Source organism: Pseudoalteromonas sp. Scap25 (assembly GCF_013394125.1).
Taxonomy (GTDB): domain Bacteria; phylum Pseudomonadota; class Gammaproteobacteria; order Enterobacterales; family Alteromonadaceae; genus Pseudoalteromonas.
The window spans coordinates 391,309-414,452 of the sequence record NZ_CP041327.1 but is presented as its reverse complement, the minus strand read 5'-3'; the positions used below and the strand labels follow the sequence as shown (position 1 = coordinate 414,452).

General features: G+C 41.3%; 26 protein-coding genes, 3 tRNA genes and 1 riboswitch. Of the genes, 9 read left to right on the top strand and 20 right to left on the bottom strand.

Going from position 1 to position 23,144, the window contains the following annotated elements:
* The 4 genes from FLM54_RS01915 to FLM54_RS01900 form a co-directional block, all read right to left on the bottom strand.
* A complete protein-coding gene (locus FLM54_RS01915; RefSeq protein WP_010390548.1) occupies positions 1-207 on the bottom strand; it encodes a PspC domain-containing protein in 207 nt (68 codons plus the stop codon).
* Between the two features lie 10 nt (positions 208-217).
* Positions 218-898 carry a PspA/IM30 family protein gene (locus FLM54_RS01910; RefSeq protein ID WP_178954810.1) on the bottom strand — a complete coding sequence of 227 codons (681 nt, stop codon included), beginning with the start codon at positions 896-898 and terminating at the stop codon, positions 218-220.
* Between the two features lie 260 nt (positions 899-1,158).
* Entirely contained in the window at positions 1,159-2,091 is a 933-nt protein-coding gene (dusA, locus tag FLM54_RS01905; protein WP_256729726.1) for a tRNA dihydrouridine(20/20a) synthase DusA, read from the bottom strand.
* Between the two features lie 123 nt (positions 2,092-2,214).
* On the bottom strand, positions 2,215-2,835 hold the full coding sequence (locus FLM54_RS01900) for a MarC family protein (protein WP_008115498.1): 621 nt from the start codon (positions 2,833-2,835) through the stop codon (positions 2,215-2,217).
* A 92-nt stretch (positions 2,836-2,927) separates the two neighbouring features.
* Here FLM54_RS01900 and FLM54_RS01895 point away from each other — a divergent pair, with 92 nt between their 5' ends.
* From FLM54_RS01895 to FLM54_RS01885, 3 genes are all read left to right on the top strand, one after another.
* The gene (locus tag FLM54_RS01895) at positions 2,928-3,362 is read left to right on the top strand and encodes a transcriptional repressor (protein ID WP_008115496.1); all 435 of its coding nucleotides are present in this window, start codon (positions 2,928-2,930) and stop codon (positions 3,360-3,362) included.
* A gap of 63 nt (positions 3,363-3,425) precedes the next feature.
* Positions 3,426-3,893, top strand: coding sequence for a chemotaxis protein CheX (locus tag FLM54_RS01890; protein ID WP_010390540.1), 468 nt, complete (start codon positions 3,426-3,428; stop codon positions 3,891-3,893).
* A complete protein-coding gene (locus tag FLM54_RS01885) occupies positions 3,890-4,318 on the top strand; it encodes a secondary thiamine-phosphate synthase enzyme YjbQ (RefSeq protein ID WP_178954806.1) in 429 nt (142 codons plus the stop codon). Before FLM54_RS01890 ends, FLM54_RS01885 begins: the two co-directional genes overlap by 4 nt.
* A 233-nt stretch (positions 4,319-4,551) precedes the next feature.
* On the opposite strand, the gene FLM54_RS01880 is transcribed toward FLM54_RS01885, so the two are convergent.
* From FLM54_RS01880 to orn, 4 genes are all read right to left on the bottom strand, one after another.
* A tRNA-Gly gene (locus FLM54_RS01880) sits at positions 4,552-4,627 on the bottom strand.
* 72 nt (positions 4,628-4,699) lie between these two features.
* A tRNA-Gly gene (locus FLM54_RS01875) sits at positions 4,700-4,775 on the bottom strand.
* A 130-nt stretch (positions 4,776-4,905) separates the two neighbouring features.
* Positions 4,906-4,981: transfer RNA gene (locus tag FLM54_RS01870), tRNA-Gly, on the bottom strand.
* A gap of 98 nt (positions 4,982-5,079) precedes the next feature.
* A complete protein-coding gene (gene orn, locus FLM54_RS01865; RefSeq protein ID WP_178954804.1) occupies positions 5,080-5,625 on the bottom strand; it encodes an oligoribonuclease in 546 nt (181 codons plus the stop codon).
* 122 nt (positions 5,626-5,747) lie between these two features.
* Between orn and rsgA the strand changes: the two genes are divergently transcribed.
* Together rsgA and asd are read left to right on the top strand one after the other, a co-directional pair.
* Entirely contained in the window at positions 5,748-6,806 is a 1,059-nt protein-coding gene (gene rsgA / locus FLM54_RS01860) for a small ribosomal subunit biogenesis GTPase RsgA (protein WP_138607092.1), read from the top strand.
* Between the two features lie 14 nt (positions 6,807-6,820).
* Entirely contained in the window at positions 6,821-7,687 is an 867-nt protein-coding gene (gene asd, locus FLM54_RS01855) for an archaetidylserine decarboxylase (protein WP_178954802.1), read from the top strand.
* Positions 7,688-7,911: 224 nt separating this feature from the next.
* Here the strand turns inward: asd and FLM54_RS01850 are convergent, their stop codons facing one another.
* The 8 genes from FLM54_RS01850 to FLM54_RS01815 form a co-directional block, all read right to left on the bottom strand.
* Positions 7,912-8,688: a HesA/MoeB/ThiF family protein gene (locus tag FLM54_RS01850; RefSeq protein ID WP_178954800.1), complete on the bottom strand. Its 777-nt coding sequence runs from the start codon at positions 8,686-8,688 to the stop codon at positions 7,912-7,914.
* The gene (thiE, locus tag FLM54_RS01845; protein ID WP_178954798.1) at positions 8,672-10,198 is read right to left on the bottom strand and encodes a thiamine phosphate synthase; all 1,527 of its coding nucleotides are present in this window, start codon (positions 10,196-10,198) and stop codon (positions 8,672-8,674) included. Before thiE ends, FLM54_RS01850 begins: the two co-directional genes overlap by 17 nt.
* A gap of 21 nt (positions 10,199-10,219) precedes the next feature.
* Positions 10,220-11,011 carry a thiazole synthase gene (locus FLM54_RS01840; RefSeq protein ID WP_178954796.1) on the bottom strand — a complete coding sequence of 264 codons (792 nt, stop codon included), beginning with the start codon at positions 11,009-11,011 and terminating at the stop codon, positions 10,220-10,222.
* Positions 11,012-11,016: 5 nt separating this feature from the next.
* Entirely contained in the window at positions 11,017-11,211 is a 195-nt protein-coding gene (thiS, locus tag FLM54_RS01835; protein WP_171039615.1) for a sulfur carrier protein ThiS, read from the bottom strand.
* A 6-nt stretch (positions 11,212-11,217) separates the two neighbouring features.
* Positions 11,218-12,219 carry an FAD-dependent oxidoreductase gene (locus FLM54_RS01830; protein WP_178954794.1) on the bottom strand — a complete coding sequence of 334 codons (1,002 nt, stop codon included), beginning with the start codon at positions 12,217-12,219 and terminating at the stop codon, positions 11,218-11,220.
* A gap of 110 nt (positions 12,220-12,329) precedes the next feature.
* Positions 12,330-14,282, bottom strand: a complete 1,953-nt coding sequence (gene thiC, locus FLM54_RS01825) for a phosphomethylpyrimidine synthase ThiC (protein ID WP_131690428.1) — start codon at positions 14,280-14,282, stop codon at positions 12,330-12,332.
* 141 nt (positions 14,283-14,423) lie between these two features.
* A riboswitch (TPP riboswitch) is annotated at positions 14,424-14,530 on the bottom strand.
* Between the two features lie 98 nt (positions 14,531-14,628).
* Complete coding sequence (locus tag FLM54_RS01820) at positions 14,629-15,027, bottom strand: META domain-containing protein (RefSeq protein ID WP_283235058.1); 399 nt, start codon at positions 15,025-15,027, stop codon at positions 14,629-14,631.
* A gap of 115 nt (positions 15,028-15,142) precedes the next feature.
* Positions 15,143-15,541: an acyl-CoA thioesterase gene (locus FLM54_RS01815; RefSeq protein ID WP_131690427.1), complete on the bottom strand. Its 399-nt coding sequence runs from the start codon at positions 15,539-15,541 to the stop codon at positions 15,143-15,145.
* A 102-nt stretch (positions 15,542-15,643) separates the two neighbouring features.
* Between FLM54_RS01815 and FLM54_RS01810 the strand changes: the two genes are divergently transcribed.
* Complete coding sequence (locus FLM54_RS01810; protein ID WP_178954792.1) at positions 15,644-17,743, top strand: TonB-dependent receptor; 2,100 nt, start codon at positions 15,644-15,646, stop codon at positions 17,741-17,743.
* Positions 17,744-18,013: 270 nt separating this feature from the next.
* Here FLM54_RS01810 and epmA read toward each other — a convergent pair whose 3' ends face one another.
* A complete protein-coding gene (gene epmA, locus FLM54_RS01805) occupies positions 18,014-18,988 on the bottom strand; it encodes an elongation factor P--(R)-beta-lysine ligase (RefSeq protein WP_178954790.1) in 975 nt (324 codons plus the stop codon).
* Positions 18,989-19,048: 60 nt separating this feature from the next.
* Positions 19,049-19,615 (bottom strand): elongation factor P, encoded by a 567-nt coding sequence (efp, locus tag FLM54_RS01800; RefSeq protein WP_010390517.1) that lies wholly within the window; start codon positions 19,613-19,615, stop codon positions 19,049-19,051.
* Between the two features lie 40 nt (positions 19,616-19,655).
* On the opposite strand from efp, the gene epmB reads away from it, so the two are divergent.
* Positions 19,656-20,669: an EF-P beta-lysylation protein EpmB gene (gene epmB / locus FLM54_RS01795; RefSeq protein ID WP_178956829.1), complete on the top strand. Its 1,014-nt coding sequence runs from the start codon at positions 19,656-19,658 to the stop codon at positions 20,667-20,669.
* Here the strand turns inward: epmB and FLM54_RS01790 are convergent.
* On the bottom strand, positions 20,666-20,875 hold the full coding sequence (locus FLM54_RS01790; protein ID WP_013463951.1) for a hypothetical protein: 210 nt from the start codon (positions 20,873-20,875) through the stop codon (positions 20,666-20,668). The two genes, epmB and FLM54_RS01790, sit on opposite strands and share 4 nt — an antisense overlap.
* 116 nt (positions 20,876-20,991) lie before the next feature.
* On the opposite strand from FLM54_RS01790, the gene FLM54_RS01785 reads away from it, so the two are divergent.
* Positions 20,992-21,282 carry a hypothetical protein gene (locus FLM54_RS01785; protein ID WP_010390514.1) on the top strand — a complete coding sequence of 97 codons (291 nt, stop codon included), beginning with the start codon at positions 20,992-20,994 and terminating at the stop codon, positions 21,280-21,282.
* A gap of 62 nt (positions 21,283-21,344) precedes the next feature.
* On the opposite strand, the gene FLM54_RS01780 is transcribed toward FLM54_RS01785, so the two are convergent.
* Positions 21,345-21,833, bottom strand: a complete 489-nt coding sequence (locus tag FLM54_RS01780) for a DUF3016 domain-containing protein (RefSeq protein ID WP_178954788.1) — start codon at positions 21,831-21,833, stop codon at positions 21,345-21,347.
* A gap of 251 nt (positions 21,834-22,084) precedes the next feature.
* Here FLM54_RS01780 and galE point away from each other — a divergent pair, with 251 nt between their 5' ends.
* Positions 22,085-23,101 (top strand): UDP-glucose 4-epimerase GalE, encoded by a 1,017-nt coding sequence (galE, locus tag FLM54_RS01775; protein WP_178954786.1) that lies wholly within the window; start codon positions 22,085-22,087, stop codon positions 23,099-23,101.
* Positions 23,102-23,144 lie beyond the last annotated feature (43 nt).

Sequence of the window (23,144 nt, the reverse complement as noted above, 5' to 3'; positions counted from 1 at the left end):
TTACACTGCTTTTTCTTCAAGACAACAGTGTGCGATTAAATAACCTAGCGCCACTGCAAACGGAAAACTTAAAAATAATAAAACGGTGACTAAACGAGTAGACCATACCGGAAAGTCTAATCGGTAAGCTAACCCACTACAGACACCTGATATTTTTTTGTTAAGCGTATTTTTATACCAACGACGATGTGTATTAAAATTATTCATAACAATCTCCTTAGGCTGTTTTTTTATCAGCGGTGTTTAAACTCGCTTTTAAACTTGCCAGTTCTGCATCAATTTTTTCGTTTTTAACCAGTGACTCAATTTGCATTGCCGTATTGCTCGCTGTATCTGTCAGTTCATACGCTTCAACTTGCGATTCAACACTCTCAACACGGCGCTCAATTTGCTCAAATCGTGATAAAGCAGTAGCCACTTTATCGCTCTGCAGCTGAGTATTTATCTTAGCTCTTGCCTCAACCACATTTTCACGCTTTACAAGTTGTGCTTGCTTTGCTTTAGCCTGTGCCATTTTTTGCTGCAGGCGTTCACAGTCCTCTGTGATTTTTACAATTGATTGCTGCAATGTCTCAAGTTGTGTTTGTAAGCACTCTATGCTTATTTCGACATTGTGTTTTTCAGCTAATGCTGATTTCGCTAAATCGTCACGATTTTTTGCAATGGCATGTTCGGCCTTTAATTGCCAATTTGTGAGCGCTTGTTGTTTATTGCTTATTTGACGCTTAATATTTTTTTCTTCACATAATAGTGCTGCCGCGGTGCCACGACACTCATTAAGTGCCTCTTGCATTTCGGTTAGCATCAAATTAAGTAGTTTTTCTGAATCTTCAGCTTTATCAAGCATAGCTACGATATTTGCTTGAATGACGTCGTTTACGCGATTAAATATACCCATGTTATTCTCCTGATGATTTTTTATTTATACATCAACAGGATTCCAAGAGTTATGCCAACAACTTAAAACTCTTTTATTTTCGTTAAATATCAATAATTTAAATTATTTTGGCGGGTAAGTTAATGACTAGTCACTGAATACAATTAAGTCGAATTGGCTAATAAATTATATTTTTGACTAAAATTTGGGATCAAAAAAAGCCACCTGAGGTGACTTTTTCTATAAAGAGTATCTGTTATGCCAATTCTATTAAATTGGCATTACTCGGGTACGTAACTTAGTGCCTTATCCATAACACTTAAATCAGCTTGCTTACCATGACCATTTTCAGATAAGTGGCGTCTAAAGCCACGCGCACCAGGCTGCCCCTGAAAAATACCCAGCATGTGACGTGCAACATGCCAAAAATTAGCCCCTAAACGCATCTCTTCTTCAATATAATCATACATAGAGCGTACAACATCATGTCGAGACTGAGTATTAGCCGCATCACCATAAATTTTTTCATCTACTTCATTAAGCATAAATGGATTACTGTAAGCCTCTCGGCCCACCATGACCCCATCTATGTACTGTAAATGCTCAAGACTTTGCTCAATGGTTTTAACACCACCGTTAATACTTAAATCAAGTTGAGGGTAATCTTTTTTAAGCTGGTAAACTCGGGGGTAGTTAAGCTCAGGAACTTCGCGATTTTCTTTCGGGCTCAACCCTTTTAGCCATGCTTTGCGCGCATGAATAATAAAGTCATCACAGCCAACCTTATGTGAAGCCTCTATCAAAGCACATAAAAATTCATAAGAATCTTGCTCATCAATACCAATACGAGTTTTAACCGTAACCGGAATATTCACTTCACTTTTCATTGCAGCAACACACTCTGCAACTAAATTAGGCTCGGCCATTAAACAGGCACCAAAACGTCCATTTTGCACACGATCTGACGGACAACCTACATTAAGGTTTATTTCATCATAACCACGCTCACCAGCAAGCTTGGCACACTGTGCTAGCGCTTGCGGATCTGATCCACCTAATTGCAATGCCACAAGGCCTTCGTGCTGATTAAAATGCAAGTAGTCACCGCGGCCGAATAAAATAGCGCCTGTAGTGATCATTTCAGTATAGAGCACGGTGTGTTTTGTCATTTTACGATGAAACGTACGACAGTGGCGATCAGTCCAATCAAGCATGGGTGCCACGCTAAAGCGTCGATTTAAAGTACGTTTATCCAAAATGTGATCCTCAAAAATTTATAATTTAAGCACAGCTTAAACGGCGCTGCATTTTACACAAAAGCCCTATGCGCAGCAATATTAAGCAAACACTTGCAAGCCAAAGTATTGCGCAATACCGTTTAAAATATTAGTTACTGCGACTGAGCTTAAAATTAACCCCATAATTCGACTAATAATACTCGCCCCACTATCGCCTATTATTTTATGTACATGCGTAGCAAGTAATAACAAAATCAGTACCACCACTAAAACAGCTAACATCATTGATGAGGTAATCATTTGTTCAACCCAAGTATATTCCTCATTGCGTGTCATTAATACCGCACCTAACATGGCACCGGGACTGGCTATTGATGGGATAGCGAGCGGAAAAATAGCGGTTTCAGTGCTGTCTCTAACACTTTTAATTTCAGCTTCAGGCTTACTTTCACCAAAGGTCATGGAGAGTGCAAAAATTAATAAAATTAAACCACCTGCTATTTGAAATGCCGAGAGCGGAATCTCAATCACATTCAGTAATTGCTCGCCAGCAACTACAAAAAATAACAGTACTAAAGCAGACACACCCACGGCCTTAAAAATCACTTTACGCTTAAACTTGTCGTCATCTCCACGAGTTACGGCGATAAAAACCGGGATTGTGCCAATTGGATCGATAACCGCAAAAAAGAAAATAAATATAGCCAATAGTTCATGCATTAATGAGTACCTTTTCATTAAATCGGTTAATAAAACGCTGCAACTACAATACAGTATGTTAGTATATCACGGCAGCGTAAGGATGAGAGAAGATGAATATAGAATCACTCGTAAGTAAAGCAAAACAAGTGTGCGACAACCGTGGTGCGCGATTCACACCAATTCGCGAGAAGGTATTTCGTTTATTGGCCAGTGCTCAAGGTGGTGTGGGTGCATACGATTTACTTGAACAATTAAAAGTCACTGAAACAGGCGCTAAACCTGCAACGATTTATCGTGCTTTAGACTTTTTAGCCGAACTCGGTTTTATTCATAAAATTGAAAGCACCAATGCATTTATGCTGTGTCATCATTTTGATCATATTCATCCTGTTCAGCTATTAATTTGTGATAGCTGCGGTTTTGTTAAAGAGCTGCACTCAACAGTAATTTCACATGAGCTCAATAACTTAGCAGCCGAAAGTGGCTTTGTAGTTTCCGGACAAACAATAGAAGCACATGGTAAATGTGACTCTTGCCGAGCATAGATAAGCGACTATAGCTATACTTTACGTATAACCTTTATCAGTACCAATTTAAGGACATCTAATATGAATGTAGAGTTCATTAATCCCTTTTTAGCTTCTTTGATGAATGTATTGAGCACTATGGCTCAAACTCAGTTAAAACCAGGCAAGCCACGCATTAAAACCGATGAGATAGCCTGTGGTGATGTATCGGGATTAATTGGTATGGTTGGCCCTCAAACTCGCGGTTCATTTTCAATTACCTTCGACGAAGGTTTAGCGCTGACCATTATGGAACGAATGTTAGGCGAACGACCAGACGACATAAATGAAGAAGTAACCGACATGGTCGGTGAAATAACTAATATGGTTACCGGTGGTGCTAAGAATTTACTAGGTGAAAAAGGCTATGATTTTGCCATGGCAACACCCATTGTTGTGTCTGGTAAAAACCACACTATTACTCACAAAAGTGACGGCAAAAAAATTCTTATGCCGTTTACCAGTGACGCAGGTAATGCAAATATAGAAGTGAGTTTCGATAAGCTATGAGCTGGTCGCAAACCACAATTACATTAAAGCCTCGCTCGCGGGGCTTTCATTTAATTGATAACGACATACTCAATCAACTCCCACAAATAAGCCAATTTAAAGTTGGTTTATTACACTTATTTATTCAACACACCTCAGCCAGCTTAACCATTAATGAAAATGCCGTTCCTACCGTGCGTATGGATATGGAAAGCCACTTTAATCAGTTTGTTCCAGAGCGCCAGCCTTATTATCGCCATGACTATGAGGGCGATGATGATATGCCTGCCCATATAAAAACCAGTACCTTAGGTTGCGAATTAACTATCCCGATTAGTCACGGTCAGTTAGCGCTGGGAACTTGGCAAGGAATATACTTAGGTGAGCACCGTGATCATGGTGGTTCAAGGCGTATTATTACAACTTTGCAAGGCGAAGCGTTTTAGGTTTTAGGTTTTAGGTTTTAGGTTTTAGGTTTTAGGTTTTAGGTTTTAGGTTTTAGGTTTTAGGTTTTAGGTTTTAGGTTTTAGGTTTTAGGTTTTAGGTTTTAGGTTTTACAACATAGGTCACTCTCACACATTGAACACTTTAAAAAAGTTACATAAATTAAATTTATAGTGATTCGCGTATGGGTCATTGTTTGCTATTTGAGAATGAATATCTGAAAAGTAAATAAGATTGGAGCGGTACACGAGGCTCGAACTCGTGACCTCGACCTTGGCAAGGTCGCGCTCTACCAACTGAGCTAGTACCGCATTATATGTAGATTCTAGGTTCTATCAATTTTAAACTTTCATCTTGAACCACAATTTCTTTTGGTTAGAAATTGGAGCGGCACACGAGGCTCGAACTCGTGACCTCGACCTTGGCAAGGTCGCGCTCTACCAACTGAGCTAGTGCCGCATTCAAAATAGTCAGTAATTTGTCCGTTGGTGCGCGACATGTCGCGTCCTACATCCTGGCAACTGAGCTAGTGCCGCATTATATCAACTTTAACTTTTTGTCTTGTGCTGCAATTTCTTTGGTGAGAAATTGGAGCGGCACACGAGGCTCGAACTCGTGACCTCGACCTTGGCAAGGTCGCGCTCTACCAACTGAGCTAGTGCCGCATTCAAAAAGTCAAAGCCCAAACACACTAACCCCGCGGGGGTTATCGTCTTGAGCGGGGCAGGATTCTACAATAATTAGGGGGCTTTGCAAGTATTTTTTATAAATTAAAAAACTTTTCTCGGTAAACCTTTAATTCCATAATCGAATCTTTAATGTCGTCTAACGCTAAATGCGATCCTTTTTTATTCACTTGAGCCAACACATCTGGTTTCCAACGACGAGCAAGTTCTTTAATGGTACTGACATCTAAATTACGGTAATGGAAGAAGTCTTCAAGCTCGCGCATATACTTATTCATAAAGCGGCGGTCTTGGCCTATCGAGTTACCACACATAGGTGAAGCACCCGCTGGCACCCATTGCTTTAAAAACGCGAGAGTTTGTTCCACGGCATAAGCTTCATCAAACGTGCTTGCCTTACAGCGTGCCGTTAATCCAGATTTGCCATGCTGAGTTGTACACCACTCATCCATGCCATCCAGTAGTTCATCACTTTGATGAATGGCAATCGTTGGCCCTTCGGCTAATATATTCAGTTCAGCGTCAGTGACAACAGTTGCAATTTCAAGTATTTTGTCAGTCTCTGGTTCAAGTCCGGTCATTTCCAGATCGAGCCAAATTAAATTTGATTTATTAATAGTCATAATTACCTTAAACGGTGCTTTTCTTTAGATCCAACGCATTTCGATATATCATATTAGCATCAACCGTCGAGCTAAAGCTTTTTTTGGCAAACTCGGCATTTAACTCAGGTTATAGGCCTCAAGTGGCAAAACAGAAAAAATTAAGTAAAGGCCAATCCCGTAGGATCAAGGCCAATCATCAAAAGCGTTTATCGAATGCCGATAAAAAACCGGCAAAAGTCGGCGCGCAAGAGTGGCAAACAGATAATTTAGGTCAAGTGGAAAATGCGATTGTTATTAGCCGCTTTGGGCAACATGCCGACGTAGAAACCCAAAATGGCGATGTTCTTCGCTGTAATATTCGCCGTACCGTATCAAATTTAGTATGTGGCGATGAGGTATTATTTCGTCGTGCAAAAGTAAGTGAAGGCGATTTAGCGGGGGTTATTGAAGCAACTCAAGAACGTCGTTCACAGTTAACGCGCCCTGATTTTTACGACGGTGTAAAAGTGATTGCCGCGAATATAGACCAAATTTTAATGGTATCAGCAGTATTGCCTGAGTTTACGCCAAGCATTATTGACCGCTATTTAATTGCCTGCGAAGACATGGGCATTGAGCCGATTTTAGTCCTTAATAAAATTGATTTAATTGATGAAACTGGTTTAAACGACATACAACAAATACTCGATATTTACCGTAAACTTAATTACCAAGTGCTGCTAGTTAGTAATATAACCGGCGAAGGCATTAATGAATTAAAAGAAGTACTTGTAGGCAAAAACAATATTTTTGTTGGCCAAAGTGGTGTGGGTAAATCTACCTTAGTAAACACTGTGCTGCCGGATGCTGAAATTTTGACTAAAGAAGTCTCTGAAAACAGCGGTCTAGGCCAGCACACCACCACAGTATCGCGTCTGCATCATTTACCAAGTGGCGGTAACTTAATTGATTCACCGGGTATTCGTGAGTTTGGTTTATGGCATTTAGATGTTGAACGAGTCACTTGGTGTTTTAAAGAATTTAGAGAGTTTATAGGTGGATGCCGTTTTAGAGACTGTAAACACTTAAACGATCCAGGCTGTATAATTCAGCAAGCAGTCGCTGATGGCGATATCTCAAAGTTACGCTTTGAAAGCTATCACCGTATTTTAGAAACCATGGCCGATGGCCGTGCCGGCGCGCGTGCGCCTCGCGTATAATTAGGGAAAAATCTGTGAGTTTAGATAAATTTAAAATCGCCATGCAATATGCTATGCCAAAGCACTTTATTTCTCGTGTAGTAGGTAAGCTTGCAGCTGCAAAAGCGGGCGCATTAACAACAACATTAATTAAATTATTTATTAAACAATACAAAATAAATATGAGTGAGGCTAAATATTCTGACCCTGCTCACTATAAAACCTTTAATGAATTTTTTACCCGCCCGTTAAAAGACGGTGCTCGTCCTATGGTTGAAGATGACGATATTATTATTCACCCTGTTGACGGCGCAATCAGCCAGCTTGGCGATATTGTTGACGGCCAACTAATCCAAGCTAAAGGCCATGATTACAGCTTACAAGCGTTGTTAGGTGGCTCACAAGACGACACAACGCCGTTTTTAGGCGGTAAATTTGCAACTATTTACTTGGCACCAAAAGACTACCACCGTATTCATATGCCAATTGATGGCACGTTAAGCAAAATGATTTACGTACCGGGCGATTTATTTTCGGTAAATCCACTTACCGCGCAAAACGTACCGAATTTATTTGCCCGTAACGAGCGTGTAGTAGCAATTTTTGAAACTGAAATTGGCCCGCTTGCTATGGTCCTTGTAGGCGCAACCATTGTTGCTAGCATAGAAACTATTTGGGCTGGCACAGTCACTCCACCAGCTGGCAGTGATGTGTTTAGCTGGAACTACCCAACTAAAGGCGAAAACGCGATCACCCTTAAAAAAGGGGAAGAAATGGGCCGCTTTAAATTAGGCTCAACAGTTGTGCTTGCATGGGGTGCAGATAAAGCCGATATTTTTGATGATCAACGCCCTGAAACGGTAACCCGTTTAGGCACTGCGTTTGCAAAAATTAACGATTAAACAAATCGTTAATTAGAAATAAAAAACCGCGTTATTTAAACGCGGTTTTTTAATTTCTGTAGGTGTGGGGATTGCTGTTACGAACATATTCATAACGTTTCTCTAAAGCGTAGCGGCCTCTTAACCTCTTTGTGTATAACTTCCCTAAGACTTTATTGCACAAAGAGAAAAAAGTGGAGTAAATGAGAAGACACCAAAGATTAAAAGCGAGCAAGTAAAAGTTTTTACTTCCCATCACACTCTTTACAGTTTAAATCTTTAACTACTTTAAAATGCTGTTGCTTTAAGCTTAATGCGTCAAAGGTTATAAACAAACTCCCACCAAAATGGCCTAACAGCATATTAAGAGTTAGCTGTGCCTGCATAGAGCCAATTACACCAAGTAAGGGACTAATAACGCCCGCATTGTCGCAATTAACAACAGGGTTAGCATCATTTTGTGGAAATACGCAGCCATAGCAAGGGCTATCTGTTTGCCTAAAGTCAAAGCCCATTAATTGCCCTTGGGTTGCTAGCGCTGCTGCAGAAATTAGTGGTGTTTTGTTGTTTACGCAAAAACGATTGACGGTGTAACGAGTCGCAAAGTTATCAGAGCAATCAAGTACGATATCGGCGTTACTGAATAGTGCATCACTGTTAGCATCGCTCAACTTTTGCGAGTGAGTCACTATGTTTATTTGATTGTTAAGGCTCGCAAGCACCTTCCCTGCTGCATTTACTTTTTGCTGCCCTAAGTGATTCACTTTATACAGTATTTGCCGCTGTAAATTAGAGAGTTCAACGGTATCGTCATCAATTAATATTAGTGTGCCGATACCAGCAGCTGCTAAATAAAGTAGCGCAGGGCTTCCTAGCCCGCCTGAACCTACCACAGCAACGGTTGCCGCTTTAAGTGTTAACTGCCCCTCAAGCCCCACCTCTTTTAATAATAAGTGGCGGCTATAACGTAGAGTTTCTTTGTCGCTGAGCTGCTGCGTTTGCATGTTAGCAGGCATTCTCATTTATCACCGATTTTAAGGTATTGATTGCCTCTACATAATCATCAGCCTCGGTAATAGCACGTACCACGGCTACACTGCCCACGCCCGTTTTAGCAACCTCTTGCGCCCTATTTAAATCAATTCCACCAATAGCCACAGTAGGATAACTTTGCATTAATGGCACAAATCGAGTTAGTTTTTCAAGCCCTTGTATCTGGCCTGTCATATCTTTGGTGGTAGTAGGGTAAATCGCGCCAAAGGCCATGTAGCTTGGACGGTAATTATGCGCCCGAAGCATTTCATAAAAGCCATGGGTAGAAAGCCCAAGTCGCAGGCCTGCTTCTTTTATGGCCGCTAAATTTGCGCTCTCTAAGTCTTCTTGTCCTAAATGCACACCATAGGCGCCATGTTTGATTGCCAGCTGCCAGTAATCGTTAATAAACACATGCGCACTGTATTGCTGACCCAAAGCGACCGCGCTTGCGACTAATTGTTCAAGCTCATCTTCGCTTTTATTTTTAACTCTTAACTGCGCTGTTTTAATACCATTTTGTAAGCATTTTTCTAGCCACTCTACGCTATCGACTACCGCATAAGCGCCAAGCGCTTTGCTTTCACACGCAGCAAAGTCAGCTGCCATATTAAAATCAAGCGGTACATCAAAGTCTAGTTCATCACCCAACCAACTACCCGCTTCAATCACTTGAGGATAGTGCGCTAGGTCAGTCGGAAACGACGTTTGTGCAACAGGGCCGATCCCCTCGCCATAGCGAACTGATTGCTTTAAACCTTGGTTTATATAGGCTTTAGCTAAAATAAATGCATCTTTTAACGGGTAGTCTTTTGCAAGGCATGCAGCAATAACAGACGCCATACTACAGCCAGTGCCATGATTGTGCGGAACCTGAATTTTTTCATTACCCAACCAGTACTCTTCATTACCTTGTGAGCAGTAATCAATACAGTAACCACTTGGGTAATCCCAATGCCCGCCTTTTATAACCACCGCTTTGGCACCCCATGCCATTAGTTTGCTTGCTGCTTCTTTAATTGCTGCGGGGCCAATTAAATACACACCTGTTAATAACTGTGTTTCATGGGTATTAGGGGTAATTACATCCACCAGTGGTAATAGGCATTCTTTAATCGCGCTTACAGTGTCTTCTTCTGTTAGTAAGTCACCGCTTGAAGCAATAGCCACGGGGTCGTACACAATCACCGGCGGGGTTGGCCACTTCGCTTTGTAATGGCTAATATGCTCACTGATCAATTGAATTTGCTGCACGTTAGCTAACATACCAATTTTAATTACTTTGGCTTTCATGTCTTTTTCGAGTGCCAATAACTGCGACTCAATCACATCAGTAGAGACAGCATTAATCGCCTCAACACCTAAACTGTTTTGTGCTGTTAGTGCGGTAATCGCAGTACAACCGTGCACACCAAAGCTTTGCATTGCTTTAATATCAGCTTGAATACCTGCGCCACCGCCGGAGTCTGAGCCCGCAATCGTCCATACTACATTGTTCATAATGACCTACTTCCTAATTTTTTACGTTTGATGCCAAAATGGCATACCCATTGTGGGGGTTGATGGGGCCGCAACGTCTTTTTCTGGCATTGCTTTGGCGTTATAAGCAAAGCGCCCTGCTTCAACAGCTGCTTTAAATGCACGTCCCATGGTAATAGGGCAACCCGCGCCCGCTATGGCTGAATTTAATAATACCGCATCATACCCTAATTCTAAGGCTTGGCAGGCATGCGATGGTAAACCTAACCCAGCATCTACAATTAATGTGCTGTTAGGTAAACGCTCCCGTATCGCCTTTAAGTTATAACTATTTAATAATCCCTTACCGGTACCAATTGGCGCGCCCCATGGCATTAGCACCTCGCAGCCTAATTCATCTAAACGTTGGCAAAGCACTAAGTCATCGGTGCAGTAAGGCAGTACTTTAAACCCATCTTTAATTAAAATCTCAGTGGCTTCAAGCAGAGCAAAAGGATCTGGCTGTAAGTTATAGTCATCGCCAATTAATTCCAGCTTTATCCAATCGGTAGCAAATACTTCTCGACACATTTTAGCTAAATTAATGGCCTCTTTAACACTGTGGCATCCTGCTGTGTTAGGTAAAACTTTGAGCCCTGTATTCTTTATAAGTTGCCAAAAATCATCTCCTGCAGCTACGCTTTGCTGGCGACGTAAAGACACAGTAACAATATCCGCTCCTGAAGCATTAATTGCTTTAGTCATCGTCACGGGAGATGGGTAAAGCGCAGAGCCAATCAGTAATCTACTTGAAAATTGCTCGCCATAAATAGTGATATTATCGGGAGGTAACATAATGGTTACCCTCCTTGAATCGGAGATAACACATCAATGCAATCACCATCATTAAGTGTGTAGTTAGCATGTTGCTCTTGAGGTACAAACTGGCCATTAATGGCTACTGCAAACGGTGCTTTAGCACCATACTCAATTAAACACTGTTTTAGTTCGCTTCTTGTTAGGGTGAGCGCTTTACCATTAATTATTATATCCATCATTCCTCACTCTATTCTGGCAACAGCATCAGCAACTAAACTCGGCGCGAGCATGTAGCCATGGCGGTATAATCCATTAATACTAATTACCTGCCCTAATTGTGTAACTTGTGGGCAGTTATCGCTAAACGCAGGTCGAAGCCCGGTTTGAATATTTAACAGTCGAGCCTCGGCAAAACCGCTGTGCACTGTATAAGCGGCTGAAAGTAACTCCAACGTTGAACGCACCGTTGCCGCCCCGCTATCTTGAGACTCAATTTCGGTGGCACCAATCACATATTCATGATTCGGCTTAGGTGCTATATAAATAGGATAACGCGGATGCATTAACCTCACTGGCCGAGATAAATTAACCTCGGGTGCATAGAGTCTTGCCACTTCCCCGCGCACGCCTCGAAGGGGCTGATCTTGTTTGGCTCCAAGCCCTCGACAATCAATAATGTAATCAAACTCTCGATTATTCACTTTGTTATCAAAGATGCTGGCGCGCTGATTAAATACAAACTTTACTTTGCGCTTATTTAGCAACCTAAAACTGGCTTTGTAAAAGGCTTGGTTATCTATTTGTGCTTCACCGGGCAAAAATAGGCCTTGGCTAAATCGACCAGCCAGTTCAGGTTCTAGTTGCTCAATTTGCTGTGCATTAATTGCTTGAGCACTAAAATTTAGTAACGGTTTGATTCGCTGTGCAAAGCTTTGTAAGTCGCCTTTATCCTGCGGATGAGCAACCACTAGAGTACCTTGCTGTTGAAAAAATACCTCGCTATTTAGTTGTTCTAAAATAGCAGGCCATCGAGTAATAGAATCCACTCCCATTAAAGCCAATTCACGTTCACACATAACAGACTCAGCTAGGGGGGCTAGCATCGCTGCTGCCACTTTACCGGCACTGTTCTGAGTATGTTCATCATCGGCTTCAAATACGGTAACACGATGTTGCTTACTTAACTCAAGCGCGGCCAACCGCCCTGCTAAACCAAAACCCACCACAGCAATGTTATAAAACATAAACACTCCTACATTTAGCTGCGAGCTGCGGGTCTCTGGCTTCGAGCAACAAGGTGCTAAAATAAACATTTCGCTACTCGATGCTCGCAACCCGCAACCCGCAACCTATTTTATATTGCTTTATGGTAAATCTCTGAGCCTGTTTGCTTAAACTCTTCAGATTTGGCTTTCATCTCGGCCTCAACATCAACCATTTTGATTTCAATGGCATCACCCACGTTATTAGGATCAATACCGCGCGCTTCTAGATCTTTGGCGTAGTCGCGTACTTCTTGGGTTATTTTCATGGAACAAAATTTAGGGCCACACATAGAACAAAAATGCGCCACTTTGCCTGATTCTTGCGGCAGTGTTTCATCATGATATTCACGGGCGCGAACAGGGTCTAAACCAATATTAAATTGGTCATGCCATCTAAATTCAAAGCGCGCTTTTGATAGCGCGTTATCTCGCTCTTGTGCGCCTGGGTGACCTTTCGCTAAATCGGCGGCATGAGCGGCAATTTTGTAGGTAATAAGGCCTTCTTTAACGTCTTCTTTATTTGGCAAACCTAAATGCTCTTTAGGTGTTACGTAACACAACATGGCACAGCCATACCAAGCAATCTGCGCTGCACCAATACCCGAAGTAATATGATCATACCCAGGGGCAATATCTGTGGTCAGTGGGCCTAAGGTATAAAATGGCGCTTCGTCGCAATGTTTAAGCTGCTCATCCATATTGGCTTTGATCATATGCATAGGCACGTGTCCAGGGCCTTCTATGAACACTTGTACATCATGTTTCCAAGCTATTTTTGTCAGCTCCCCTAAGGTACGTAGCTCACTAAATTGTGCTTCATCGTTCGCATCGGCAATAGAGCCCGGACGTAAACCATCACCGAGTGAAAAACACACATCGTATTGTTTTAAAATTTCACAAATATCTTCAAAGTGAGTGTATAAGAAGTTTTCTTTGTGGTGCGCTAAACACCATTTAGCCATAATTGAGCCACCACGTGACACAATACCGGTTACGCGTTTTGCTGTCATTGGCACATAACGTAATAGCACACCAGCATGAATGGTAAAGTAATCAACGCCTTGTTCTGCTTGTTCAATCAGAGTATCGCGAAATATTTCCCAGGTTAGGTCTTCTGCTACGCCGTTGACTTTTTCAAGTGCTTGGTAAATTGGAACAGTACCAATAGGGACTGGCGAATTACGTACCAGCCATTCACGGGTTTCGTGAATGTAACGTCCTGTTGATAAATCCATTACGGTGTCGGCACCCCAACGGGTTGACCACACCATTTTTTCAACTTCTTCTTCGATAGATGAACCCACTGATGAATTACCTATATTGGCGTTAACTTTAACTAAAAAGTTACGACCAACAATCATAGGCTCGGTTTCTGGGTGATTAATATTGTTAGGTAAAATAGCGCGTCCACGAGCAATTTCATCACGCACAAATTCAGGAGTAATAAACTCAGGGATACTCGCGCCAAACGACTCCCCTTTATGCTGCGCAGCTAGTAACTCTTCACGTATTTGCGCACGCCCCATGTTTTCACGTATCGCTACATATTCCATTTCTGGGGTGACTATCCCTTGGCGGGCATAATGCATTTGGGTGACATTTTTACCTGCTTTTGCACGGCGTATTTTTGGAAGGTGTTCAAAGCGAATATGATCTAGCCCATCATCAGCCATACGCTGCTGTGCGAACTGTGAGGTTACCGACTCGAGTACTTCGGTATCATTACGGCTCTCAATCCATTGTTCACGGTATTTATTAAGTCCCTTGCGCACATCCAATTTAAATTCAGGATCGGTATACGGGCCTGATGTATCGTAAACACGCAGTGGTGCATTTGACTCATACACTGGGTTTTGTTCATCACCACCAATAAAAGTATCGCTCAATGTGATTTCACGCATACCCACACGTACGCCTTGCTGGCTACCTGCAACGTATACTTTATGGGAGCTTGGAAACGGCTGACCGGTTAAGTTATAAATATAATCTGATGCGGCCGCACGAGTTTCGCGACGGGTGGCTTTATTTGTTGTATTTGACATGACTTACCTCATTGCTAAAGGGTTGTCTTGTCAGATATTCCGCTGAGGAATAGAGAAAGATCGTAAAGTAGCTTTATGCGACTTTGCGGCCTAAGACGGAGGTTGCTTTTTTGTGCGCATAAAAAAAGACGCACAAGCGTCCTAGTTAGGCAGCTTGTTCCCTACGCAGGTATTAACCTGATCAGGTTCACGGATCCCGCTTTCGCGATCTCAGCCTAAATAAAACTTAGGCACTCCGACAAGTATTTGAATTGTTCGTTGATTTGATAATGTTTTGATCAAATCTGCGACGAGTGTACGCCAGTTGAAAATTCCCTGCAAGGGGCTGTTTTTCAAAACTCAAAAATTATTTTGGGATAAACACAAATTTTTGTTCAGCTTGCATTACCAATGTTTGGTCTTGCATGTTAAGCACTGCACCTTGCTGCAGAGCCTGTAAAAACTGTTGTTCAAACTCATCCAGTTCAGGGCCACATGATTTACGTGTCATACCTAATTTGCTTACGCTCAGGCTACTGTCTTCAAGTGAGCCTTCACCAAAGAACTTATTACATCCGGTAAAGCCGTTTATTTGTAGCGCATCGATAAAGCTCATTGATGCTTTAAAGGACGCGGGAATGGCCAAATCATCAACCTTTGATAATTGCCATTGTGTATATTTTAGCTGCTCAGTGGTAACTGTCCCTGTTGATGCGCAACCAACACATAAACCGATTATAAGCATCGGTATTGCTGCTAATTTCATGTTATTACAAACTTAGTGTCTAATTAATGTAATAGTATCAATATTTGTCAGGTTTATCCGTTAAAAATGCATATTTTAAATGTAAATTTTTGTTTAAAATTCATGCTATTTAAAACTATGCAACGGCTTGGAATAAGTCATCTATCTGTGGTGGTAAAAATGGACGACCTCTTTCATTAACTGATGTACCAATAACTAAGGCATTGAGCATCACTTTTTCATCTTGTTTGCGCACTACCGTTTGTTTAAATGCAAACTTAAGACGACTAATACGCACAGGCTCTACCGCCACATAAAACTCATCTCCAGGCAATAGGGAATGTTTGTAATCCATTTCACTGCGCATCACCACTAAGTTAATTTTATCTTTTGCAAGCTGTGCAAAATCAACGCCGTGTGCGTATAAAAACTCGTGGCGAGCGTGCTCAAGATAATTAAAATAAACACTGTTATTTACAATACCTTGTAAGTCACATTCGTAGTCGCGCACCTTAAAGTCTACTTTAAAGGCCATATTAGTAATCCCAATTATTTAACGTATAATTGTCGCGTTTATAGCACAAGTGTTGAAATAATTGCTACCATACAAGTCCCTAAAATGGAGTTAAGTAACCTAATGAACTTACGTTTGTCTTTAATTACAGCCACGTTATTACCCCTGCTCGCAGCACCTATATATGCTAACGCAGATGACACCGAACTAGAGAAAATCATTGTTACCGGTGACTTTCAGCAAGAAAGCATTCAAACATTAAGCGCCAGTGCCAGCTTATTTTCTGAAAATGAAATGAATCAACGTGGTGCAACGTATTTAGACGAAATGTTAGCCAGTGCAGCCAATGTAAACTTTGCTGCTGGTGCGTCTCGCGGTCGTTATATTCAAATTCGCGGTGTTGGTTTACGCTCGCAGTTTGTTGACCCGATAAATCCATCTGTGGGCTTAGTAATTGACGGTATTAATTATTCAGGCTTAGGTGGTAGTTCATTATTGTTTGATATTGACCAAGTAGAAATTTACCGCGGTCCTCAAGGTACACGTTTTGGTGCAGATGGTATGGCGGGCATGATCCAAATGCAATCAGCTAGTGCAACCAGCGACCCTAGCTTAAAGTTACATTTAGGTGCCGGCACTTATAACAGCCACGAAGCAGGCCTTGCTGCTAGTACAGGTTTAACAGATGACACCAGTGCCCGCGTTAGCTACTTTCGCAGAAAGTCTGACGGCTACGTCGATAATATTTATTTAGATAAACCCACTCAAGATCAAGATGAGCAAGTTGCACGCTTTAAATTAAACAGCCAGCTTACAGCTCATTTAAATTCAGAACTTAACCTGCATTATATTGATATTAATAACGGTTACGATGCATTTACTCTTGATAATTCTCGCAACAGCCTTGCTGATCAACCAGGCGAAGATAATCAACAAAGTTATGCTATTGGCCTGAATAATACTTACACTGGTTTTGATGCCTTTGATGTGAGCTTAAACCTTTCAGCTATTGATACAGAACTTTTTTATAGCTTTGATGAAGACTGGGTGTGTAACGATACTAATAAGCCGCAATTATGTGCCGCCGGTTTACATCCTTATGGTTATAGTTCAACAGATATTTATAGCCGCGATCGTGATGATCAAGCGCTCGACCTGAAATTTACTGGTAAAGCAGGTAACTGGGTTGCGGGTATTTACTATCAAAACCGTGATGTGGATTTAGAGCGTCAATATACGTGGTTAGCCAATCCGTTTGCTTCAACCTATGAAACTAATAACATTGCAGCTTATGGCCAATTAGCCACATCAATAGGCCCAAAAACTACGCTTATTACTGGTTTACGAGTTGAGCAATACCAAGGTGATTACACCGATAGTAACGGCTTTATTGAAGAAACTGATGATATTATGCTCGGTGGTAAAATTGCACTTGAATACCAAGTTATTGACCGCACTATGATTTATACCAGTATCACCCGCGGTTACAAAGCCGGTGGTATTAATTCAGAAGCGCTAGCAAAAGCAAAAGATGAAGGTTTAAGCTTAGATGCTGATTTTTTCAAACAGCATACCAGCTTTGATCCAGAGTACTTATGGAGTGGTGAGTTTGGTGTTAAAGGCTCATCGCTAGATGACAAGTTTACTCTGCGTTTAGCTGCTTTTTATATGCACCGCGATAATATTCAATTAAAGTCGTGGCAAGTATCAGATCAACAATTTACCGGTTATGTCGCCAATGCCAGCTCTGGCAGCAACTACGGCCTTGAAATTGAAGGTAGCTACTTACTTACTGATAATTTACTCATTAGTGGTAGTGCTGGCTATTTAGATACGAAAATAAACGACTTTGTGACTAAATCGGGCTTAAACCAAGATGGCCGCGAACAAGCACAAGCGCCTAAATATCAATACGCATTTAGTGCACGCTACAATGTTACTGATGAGCTATATGCAATGTTAGGCGTTGAAGGCAAAGACGATTATTACTTCTCAGACAGCCATAATGCACAGGCTCCAAATACAAACTTAGTGAATGCAAGCCTTGGTTACGAGGCTGAAAGCTGGGCAGTTCGTGCATGGGCACGTAATGTGTTTGATGAAACCGTTCCAACTCGCGGTTTTGAATTTGGTAACAATCCGTTAGATGGCTATACAAGCCAAACTTATATTCAACTAGGTGAGCCACGTGTAGCCGGCGTTACGTTTACACTTAATCTGTAATACAGCGAACCAGTTGTCAGTTCGAGAATAGAAAACACCGCGTTTAATGCAAACGCGGTGTTTTAGTTTTGTGTAGGCGAGTAGCTTGATGCAGCGCACGCAATCCAAATGGTTAAAGCAAAGTACAGTTAAAAATGTAGCCTTCAGGTTTTGGCGGTCAGCAAAAAATTAACCAAGCATTGTATTTAGATTTTATATAGGCGGGAACGCACATCAGCTCGAATCTCGCCGCCCGAAGCTCGTCGCCAGTCACCCGAAGCGATAATTCACCTAAGCTCTTGCCACATCAAACGCAATCACTTCTTTTATTTTTTGTTTATTGGTTGCTAGCATCACGAGTCTATCAATCCCTAATGCAACCCCCGCACATTGCTCTAAACCATGTTCCAATGCCTCAATTAAACGCGTATCAATAGGAACTTGCTTTAAGCTGTTAGCAGCACGATAGGTGTTGTCTTCGTTAAACCTTTTTGCTTGTTCTTTAGCATTAGTGAGCTCATTAAAGCCGTTAGCCAGTTCCATATTTTTATAATACAACTCAAAGCGCCCTGCTACTCGCTCATCGTGTTCACAAATTTGTGCCAGTGCCGCTTGTGATGCTGGAAAGTGATACACAAAACAGGGAATTTCTTGGCCAATAGTCGGCTCTACTTTCATACAAAATAATAATTGCAGCAAGGTATCTTTATGAGTCTCGTTTTTAGCAATATCAGCAAAGCCATGTTCGCATGCGAGTTGTTGTAACTGCGTGATAGAGGCAGTTAATGGATCGACCCCTAACGCGCGTTCAAATGCCTTTTGGTAGGTAACGCGCTCTGCAGGAGCAACCTCAAGAATGAGCTGCATCAGCTGATCTATTTCGTCCATTAAAGCAAATTCGTCAAACCCAGGCCGATACCATTCGAGCATAGTAAATTCAGGATTATGATGACTGCCCGCTTCTTCATTTCGAAATGCCTTACAAAGCTGAAAAATAGCGCCTGAGCCGGCCGCTAACAAGCGTTTCATCGCAAACTCTGGAGATGTTTGTAAAAACAGGGGTAGCCCACCAGCATGGCCTGGGCCCACAAATGTAGTATTAAAGCTGGCTAAATGTACATCGGTTACACTGGCAGCACTTAAACTCGGTGTTTCGACTTCCATTACATTACGCTCATAAAAGAATTCCCGAATGCTGCGCATAATTGCTGCGCGTTGCTTAAGTATTTCTATGCTGGCACTCGGCTTCCAAAGATCTGCTGACATATTTTCTCCAAAAAAAATCCCAGCTTAAGCCGGGATTTAATTAATAAGACGCGTTGCTGCTTACTTAACACGGCTCACGTATTCACCATTACGAGTGTCTACTTTAATTACTTCGCCAATTTGTACGAATAATGGAACACGTACTACAGCACCTGTGCTAAGCGTTGCTGGTTTACCACCCGTGCCCGCTGTATCACCTTTAAGGCCCGGATCAGTTTCAGTGATCTCAAGCTCAACAAAGTTTGGTGGAGTTACAGCAATTGGGCTGCCGTTCCATAATGTAATAGTACATACATCGTTTTCAACTAACCATTTTCCAGCATCGCCCAGTGCTTTTTCGTCAGCAGCGATTTGTTCAAATGTTTCATTGTTCATGAAATGCCAAAATTCACCGTCTGTATATAGGTACGCTAAATCGGTATCCATTACATCAGCACCTTCAACCGATTCACCCGATTTAAAGGTTTTTTCAAGTACCTTGCCAGAGATAAGCTTACGGATACGAACACGGTTAAACGCTTGGCCTTTACCCGGTTTTACCATTTCATTTTCTAAGATACTGCAAGGTTCGCCGTCCATCATAATTTTTAGGCCGCCCTTGAACTCGTTGGTGCTATAATTCGCCATCGTTTCCTCTATTTATATTTTTCGAGTAATCTACGTGCCAATGATACAAAGAAATGAAGCAAATTTGCATAAAAACTGGCAAAAAGAATTAGCAAATGTAGTTACCTGCCCAAAAGTGTTGTTAGAAATGGTTGGTTTATCGAGCCAAGTCCATGAAAACGACATAAAAGCTCGTAGCTTGTTTCCTGTTCGTGTGCCATTGCCTTTTATAAAAAAAATTCGTCACGGCGATGCAAATGATCCTTTATTGCTGCAAGTTATGCCTCGCCATCAAGAGTTTTTAACTAAATCAGGGTTTAATAAAGATCCGCTACTTGAGCAAGATAACAATCAACCAGGTCTGTTACATAAATATAAGTCGCGTGTTTTAGTCATGTTTAAAACTGGTTGTGCGGTAAATTGCCGCTACTGCTTTAGACGCCATTTTCCTTATCAAGAAAACCAGTTAAATAAACGCAGCCTTATTGATGCATTGAGCTATATAAAAGCTGATAAAAATATTAACGAAGTGATTTTAAGTGGTGGCGATCCACTAATGGCCAAAGACGATGCTATTAGTTGGTTTTTAGATGAGCTTGAGCAAATACCACAAATAAAACGGATGCGCATACACAGCCGCTTACCCGTTGTGATCCCTGCACGCATTACTGAACAATTATGTGAAAGATTAGCAAAGTCACCACTAAAAATTATATTCGTGAATCATATTAACCATGCTAACGAAATAGATAGTGACTTTAAAAACGCCATGAACATGCTAAAACAAGCCAATGTACTGCTATTAAATCAGGCGGTTATTTTAAAAGACGTGAACGATACAGTTGATGCGCAAATAAACTTAAGTGAAGCGTTGTTTGATGCAAATGTATTGCCTTATTACTTACACTTACTAGATAAAGTAGAAGGCGCAAGTCATTTTGATATAGATGAGGCACAAGCCATAAAAATAATGGCAGAGCTTTTAGAGACCCTGCCAGGATTTTTAGTGCCTAAACTAGTTAGAGAAATAGGAGGCCAAAAAAGTAAAACCCCTATCGACCTCAAATTGGTTTAAACATAAACGTTTACATTATTCCCAAGTGTTGCAGTAACCGACTTAGCCGGTGTTTGTGCACTTGAGGTTTGTGTAGCACCTTCAATAAGCGCAAGTGCAGCGGCGCCATCAGCTTGCTGTTGCTTTTTAGATAAAGCAGCAGTTAAAACCTCTGCGCCTTGGCCTGCACCAGGGATTGTAGGTAGATTTCCACCTGATATATTCATAACTCACACCTGACATTTAAATGTAATACACGTATTATAGTCGCTGAATTGGTAAATTACTTTACCAACCCACTTAAGTATTTATCGGCAACATTGCACTAAGCTTTAGGAAAACCATGGATTCTATAATTGAACAACTCAACGCCAACTTAAAAATTGTTTACCGTCAGGCGCTTGATGCTGATAAAAAACTCGATGAGTTACAACAGCAAGGCCACGGAAAATTTAAAGCCTTATTTGCCGAGGACGCTGGATTTAGCTTTGAAGCTAAACGCTTTAAGCCGTACGTTTTAGACGTTGCCGCTGATGTAGAAAGCTTATCAAGCGACGGTTTAGACGAAGAAAAGCTAAAACAAGCAGTTATTAAACTACAAAACTTACTAACCTTGTTAGCGACCTTTAAATAAAAATGAGCAACTGCTTTGCAAAGCGTCTACCAAAGTAGATGCTTTGCATTATTAGCTTTAGCTTACTTGATACGCGGTAAAATTTGTTCACCAAACCACTCTGTTAATAAGCGTTTTTCGTAGTAAAATGCTTCATCTCGACCCATTTTGATTTTATCCATAAAACCCATATCTTTTAAGCTTACGTTATCTTCTTGTGCGACAACGCCACTTTCATCACTAAGCACATAATTAAATTCAATGCGTGGAAAGTGAATAGGTTTAACCACTCGGATTTCGTTAACACCGCCATAGCGTACGTCTCCGGCTAAATCTAAATCGGTTACTTCAATGTTTAAACTGTAGTTTTTAGGAAGTTGCTCGCTGAGCTTTGCAAAGTGTTCATCAATACTTTTGGCTATTTGCTTATGGTATGAGCCTTTAGTTTGGTTGGATGGGCGTACATCGCGATAATCATTAAAGTCATGCCATTTCACTTGAGCCTCACCCGCGCAAACAACACTCGGTAGTGCAATACACATCAACATTGCTATTTTTTTAACTAAGTTCATACGTTTCTCCAACGAGTATTTTGATCATTGTGATCAATTGAATATTTTACAAATCGCTATACATCACTTTAGCAATTACATATGAACTATAACTTAATCTTTACGCTGAGGTGTTATTAAAATTGCACAAAATGTAATCGAAAGTACGGTTTACGATCATACTATTACAAAGCAAATAAAATAATACATGTAAAAACTCATTATTTATGGTGAAATTAGGGTAATTGAACAGAGGTTTCCAAGGAGCATTCATGGCAATTTTAGTAACCGGTGGCGCAGGCTATATTGGCTCACACACCGTTTTAGAACTTTTACAGCAAGGCAGCGACGTTATCGTTATCGATAACTTAAGTAACTCCTCTGAAGAATCACTTGAGAGAGTGAAAAAAATAACCGGTAAAGCAATTACTTTTTATCAAGGTGATATTTTAGATAAATCCTTTTTAGACTCAGTATTTGCAAAACATAACATTGATAGTGCAATTCATTTTGCAGGTTTAAAAGCGGTTGGTGAGTCGGTAGCAAAACCAATCGCGTATTATCAAAATAACGTACAAGGCACATTAACACTAGTTGATGCTATGCGTGACGCGGGTGTGTTTAAACTGGTATTTAGCTCATCTGCAACAGTTTATGGTGACCCTGCAAGCTTACCAATACGCGAAGATTTCCCCGTTGGCGGTACAACCAACCCATATGGTACGTCTAAACTAATGGTTGAAATGATGCTGCAAGATATCGCTAAATCAGATGAGCGCTTTGCGTTTGCTATTTTGCGCTACTTTAATCCTGTTGGTGCCCATGAGTCAGGTTTAATTGGTGAAGATCCTAATGGCATTCCTAATAATTTACTGCCTTTCATTTCACAAGTTGCGGTTGGTAAATTAAAGCAGCTCGCTATATTTGGCGATGATTACGACACGGTAGATGGTACTGGCGTACGCGATTACATTCACGTTGTAGATTTAGCCTTAGGGCATTTAAAAGCGCTTGATAAAATAGCCGCAGAAACCGGCGCACTTATTTATAACCTTGGTACCGGTAACGGCTATTCAGTATTACAAATGGTCAATGCGTTTATTAAGGCTAGCGACCAAGCTATCCCTTATGCGGTGTCACCTCGTCGCCCTGGTGATATTGCATCCTGTTATGCTGCGCCAGAAAAAGCGCTTAGTGAACTAGGCTGGCAAGCCGAGCGCGGTATTGATGTCATGATGCAAGATACTTGGCGCTGGCAGTCAAATAATCCAAATGGATATAAGTCATAAAGGCTTCTTTAAGTTATCAGCTTAAAATTAAAACACCGCATTT

What these genes read in the sequence shown, in the direction of transcription:
- FLM54_RS01915 (WP_010390548.1), bottom strand. Translation starts at nt 207, where the DNA reads ATGAATAATTTTAATACACATCGTCGTTGGTATAAAAATACGCTTAAC.
- FLM54_RS01910 (WP_178954810.1), bottom strand. Translation starts at nt 898, where the DNA reads ATGGGTATATTTAATCGCGTAAACGACGTCATTCAAGCAAATATCGTA.
- dusA (WP_256729726.1), bottom strand. Translation starts at nt 2,091, where the DNA reads ATGCTTGATTGGACTGATCGCCACTGTCGTACGTTTCATCGTAAAATG.
- FLM54_RS01900 (WP_008115498.1), bottom strand. Translation starts at nt 2,835, where the DNA reads ATGCATGAACTATTGGCTATATTTATTTTCTTTTTTGCGGTTATCGAT.
- FLM54_RS01895 (WP_008115496.1), top strand. Translation starts at nt 2,928, where the DNA reads ATGAATATAGAATCACTCGTAAGTAAAGCAAAACAAGTGTGCGACAAC.
- FLM54_RS01890 (WP_010390540.1), top strand. Translation starts at nt 3,426, where the DNA reads ATGAATGTAGAGTTCATTAATCCCTTTTTAGCTTCTTTGATGAATGTA.
- FLM54_RS01885 (WP_178954806.1), top strand. Translation starts at nt 3,890, where the DNA reads ATGAGCTGGTCGCAAACCACAATTACATTAAAGCCTCGCTCGCGGGGC.
- orn (WP_178954804.1), bottom strand. Translation starts at nt 5,625, where the DNA reads ATGACTATTAATAAATCAAATTTAATTTGGCTCGATCTGGAAATGACC.
- FLM54_RS01850 (WP_178954800.1), bottom strand. Translation starts at nt 8,688, where the DNA reads ATGAGAATGCCTGCTAACATGCAAACGCAGCAGCTCAGCGACAAAGAA.
- thiE (WP_178954798.1), bottom strand. Translation starts at nt 10,198, where the DNA reads ATGAACAATGTAGTATGGACGATTGCGGGCTCAGACTCCGGCGGTGGC.
- FLM54_RS01840 (WP_178954796.1), bottom strand. Translation starts at nt 11,011, where the DNA reads ATGTTACCTCCCGATAATATCACTATTTATGGCGAGCAATTTTCAAGT.
- thiS (WP_171039615.1), bottom strand. Translation starts at nt 11,211, where the DNA reads ATGGATATAATAATTAATGGTAAAGCGCTCACCCTAACAAGAAGCGAA.
- FLM54_RS01830 (WP_178954794.1), bottom strand. Translation starts at nt 12,219, where the DNA reads ATGTTTTATAACATTGCTGTGGTGGGTTTTGGTTTAGCAGGGCGGTTG.
- thiC (WP_131690428.1), bottom strand. Translation starts at nt 14,282, where the DNA reads ATGTCAAATACAACAAATAAAGCCACCCGTCGCGAAACTCGTGCGGCC.
- FLM54_RS01820 (WP_283235058.1), bottom strand. Translation starts at nt 15,027, where the DNA reads ATGAAATTAGCAGCAATACCGATGCTTATAATCGGTTTATGTGTTGGT.
- FLM54_RS01815 (WP_131690427.1), bottom strand. Translation starts at nt 15,541, where the DNA reads ATGGCCTTTAAAGTAGACTTTAAGGTGCGCGACTACGAATGTGACTTA.
- FLM54_RS01810 (WP_178954792.1), top strand. Translation starts at nt 15,644, where the DNA reads ATGAACTTACGTTTGTCTTTAATTACAGCCACGTTATTACCCCTGCTC.
- epmA (WP_178954790.1), bottom strand. Translation starts at nt 18,988, where the DNA reads ATGTCAGCAGATCTTTGGAAGCCGAGTGCCAGCATAGAAATACTTAAG.
- efp (WP_010390517.1), bottom strand. Translation starts at nt 19,615, where the DNA reads ATGGCGAATTATAGCACCAACGAGTTCAAGGGCGGCCTAAAAATTATG.
- epmB (WP_178956829.1), top strand. Translation starts at nt 19,656, where the DNA reads ATGATACAAAGAAATGAAGCAAATTTGCATAAAAACTGGCAAAAAGAA.
- FLM54_RS01790 (WP_013463951.1), bottom strand. Translation starts at nt 20,875, where the DNA reads ATGAATATATCAGGTGGAAATCTACCTACAATCCCTGGTGCAGGCCAA.
- FLM54_RS01785 (WP_010390514.1), top strand. Translation starts at nt 20,992, where the DNA reads ATGGATTCTATAATTGAACAACTCAACGCCAACTTAAAAATTGTTTAC.
- FLM54_RS01780 (WP_178954788.1), bottom strand. Translation starts at nt 21,833, where the DNA reads ATGAACTTAGTTAAAAAAATAGCAATGTTGATGTGTATTGCACTACCG.
- galE (WP_178954786.1), top strand. Translation starts at nt 22,085, where the DNA reads ATGGCAATTTTAGTAACCGGTGGCGCAGGCTATATTGGCTCACACACC.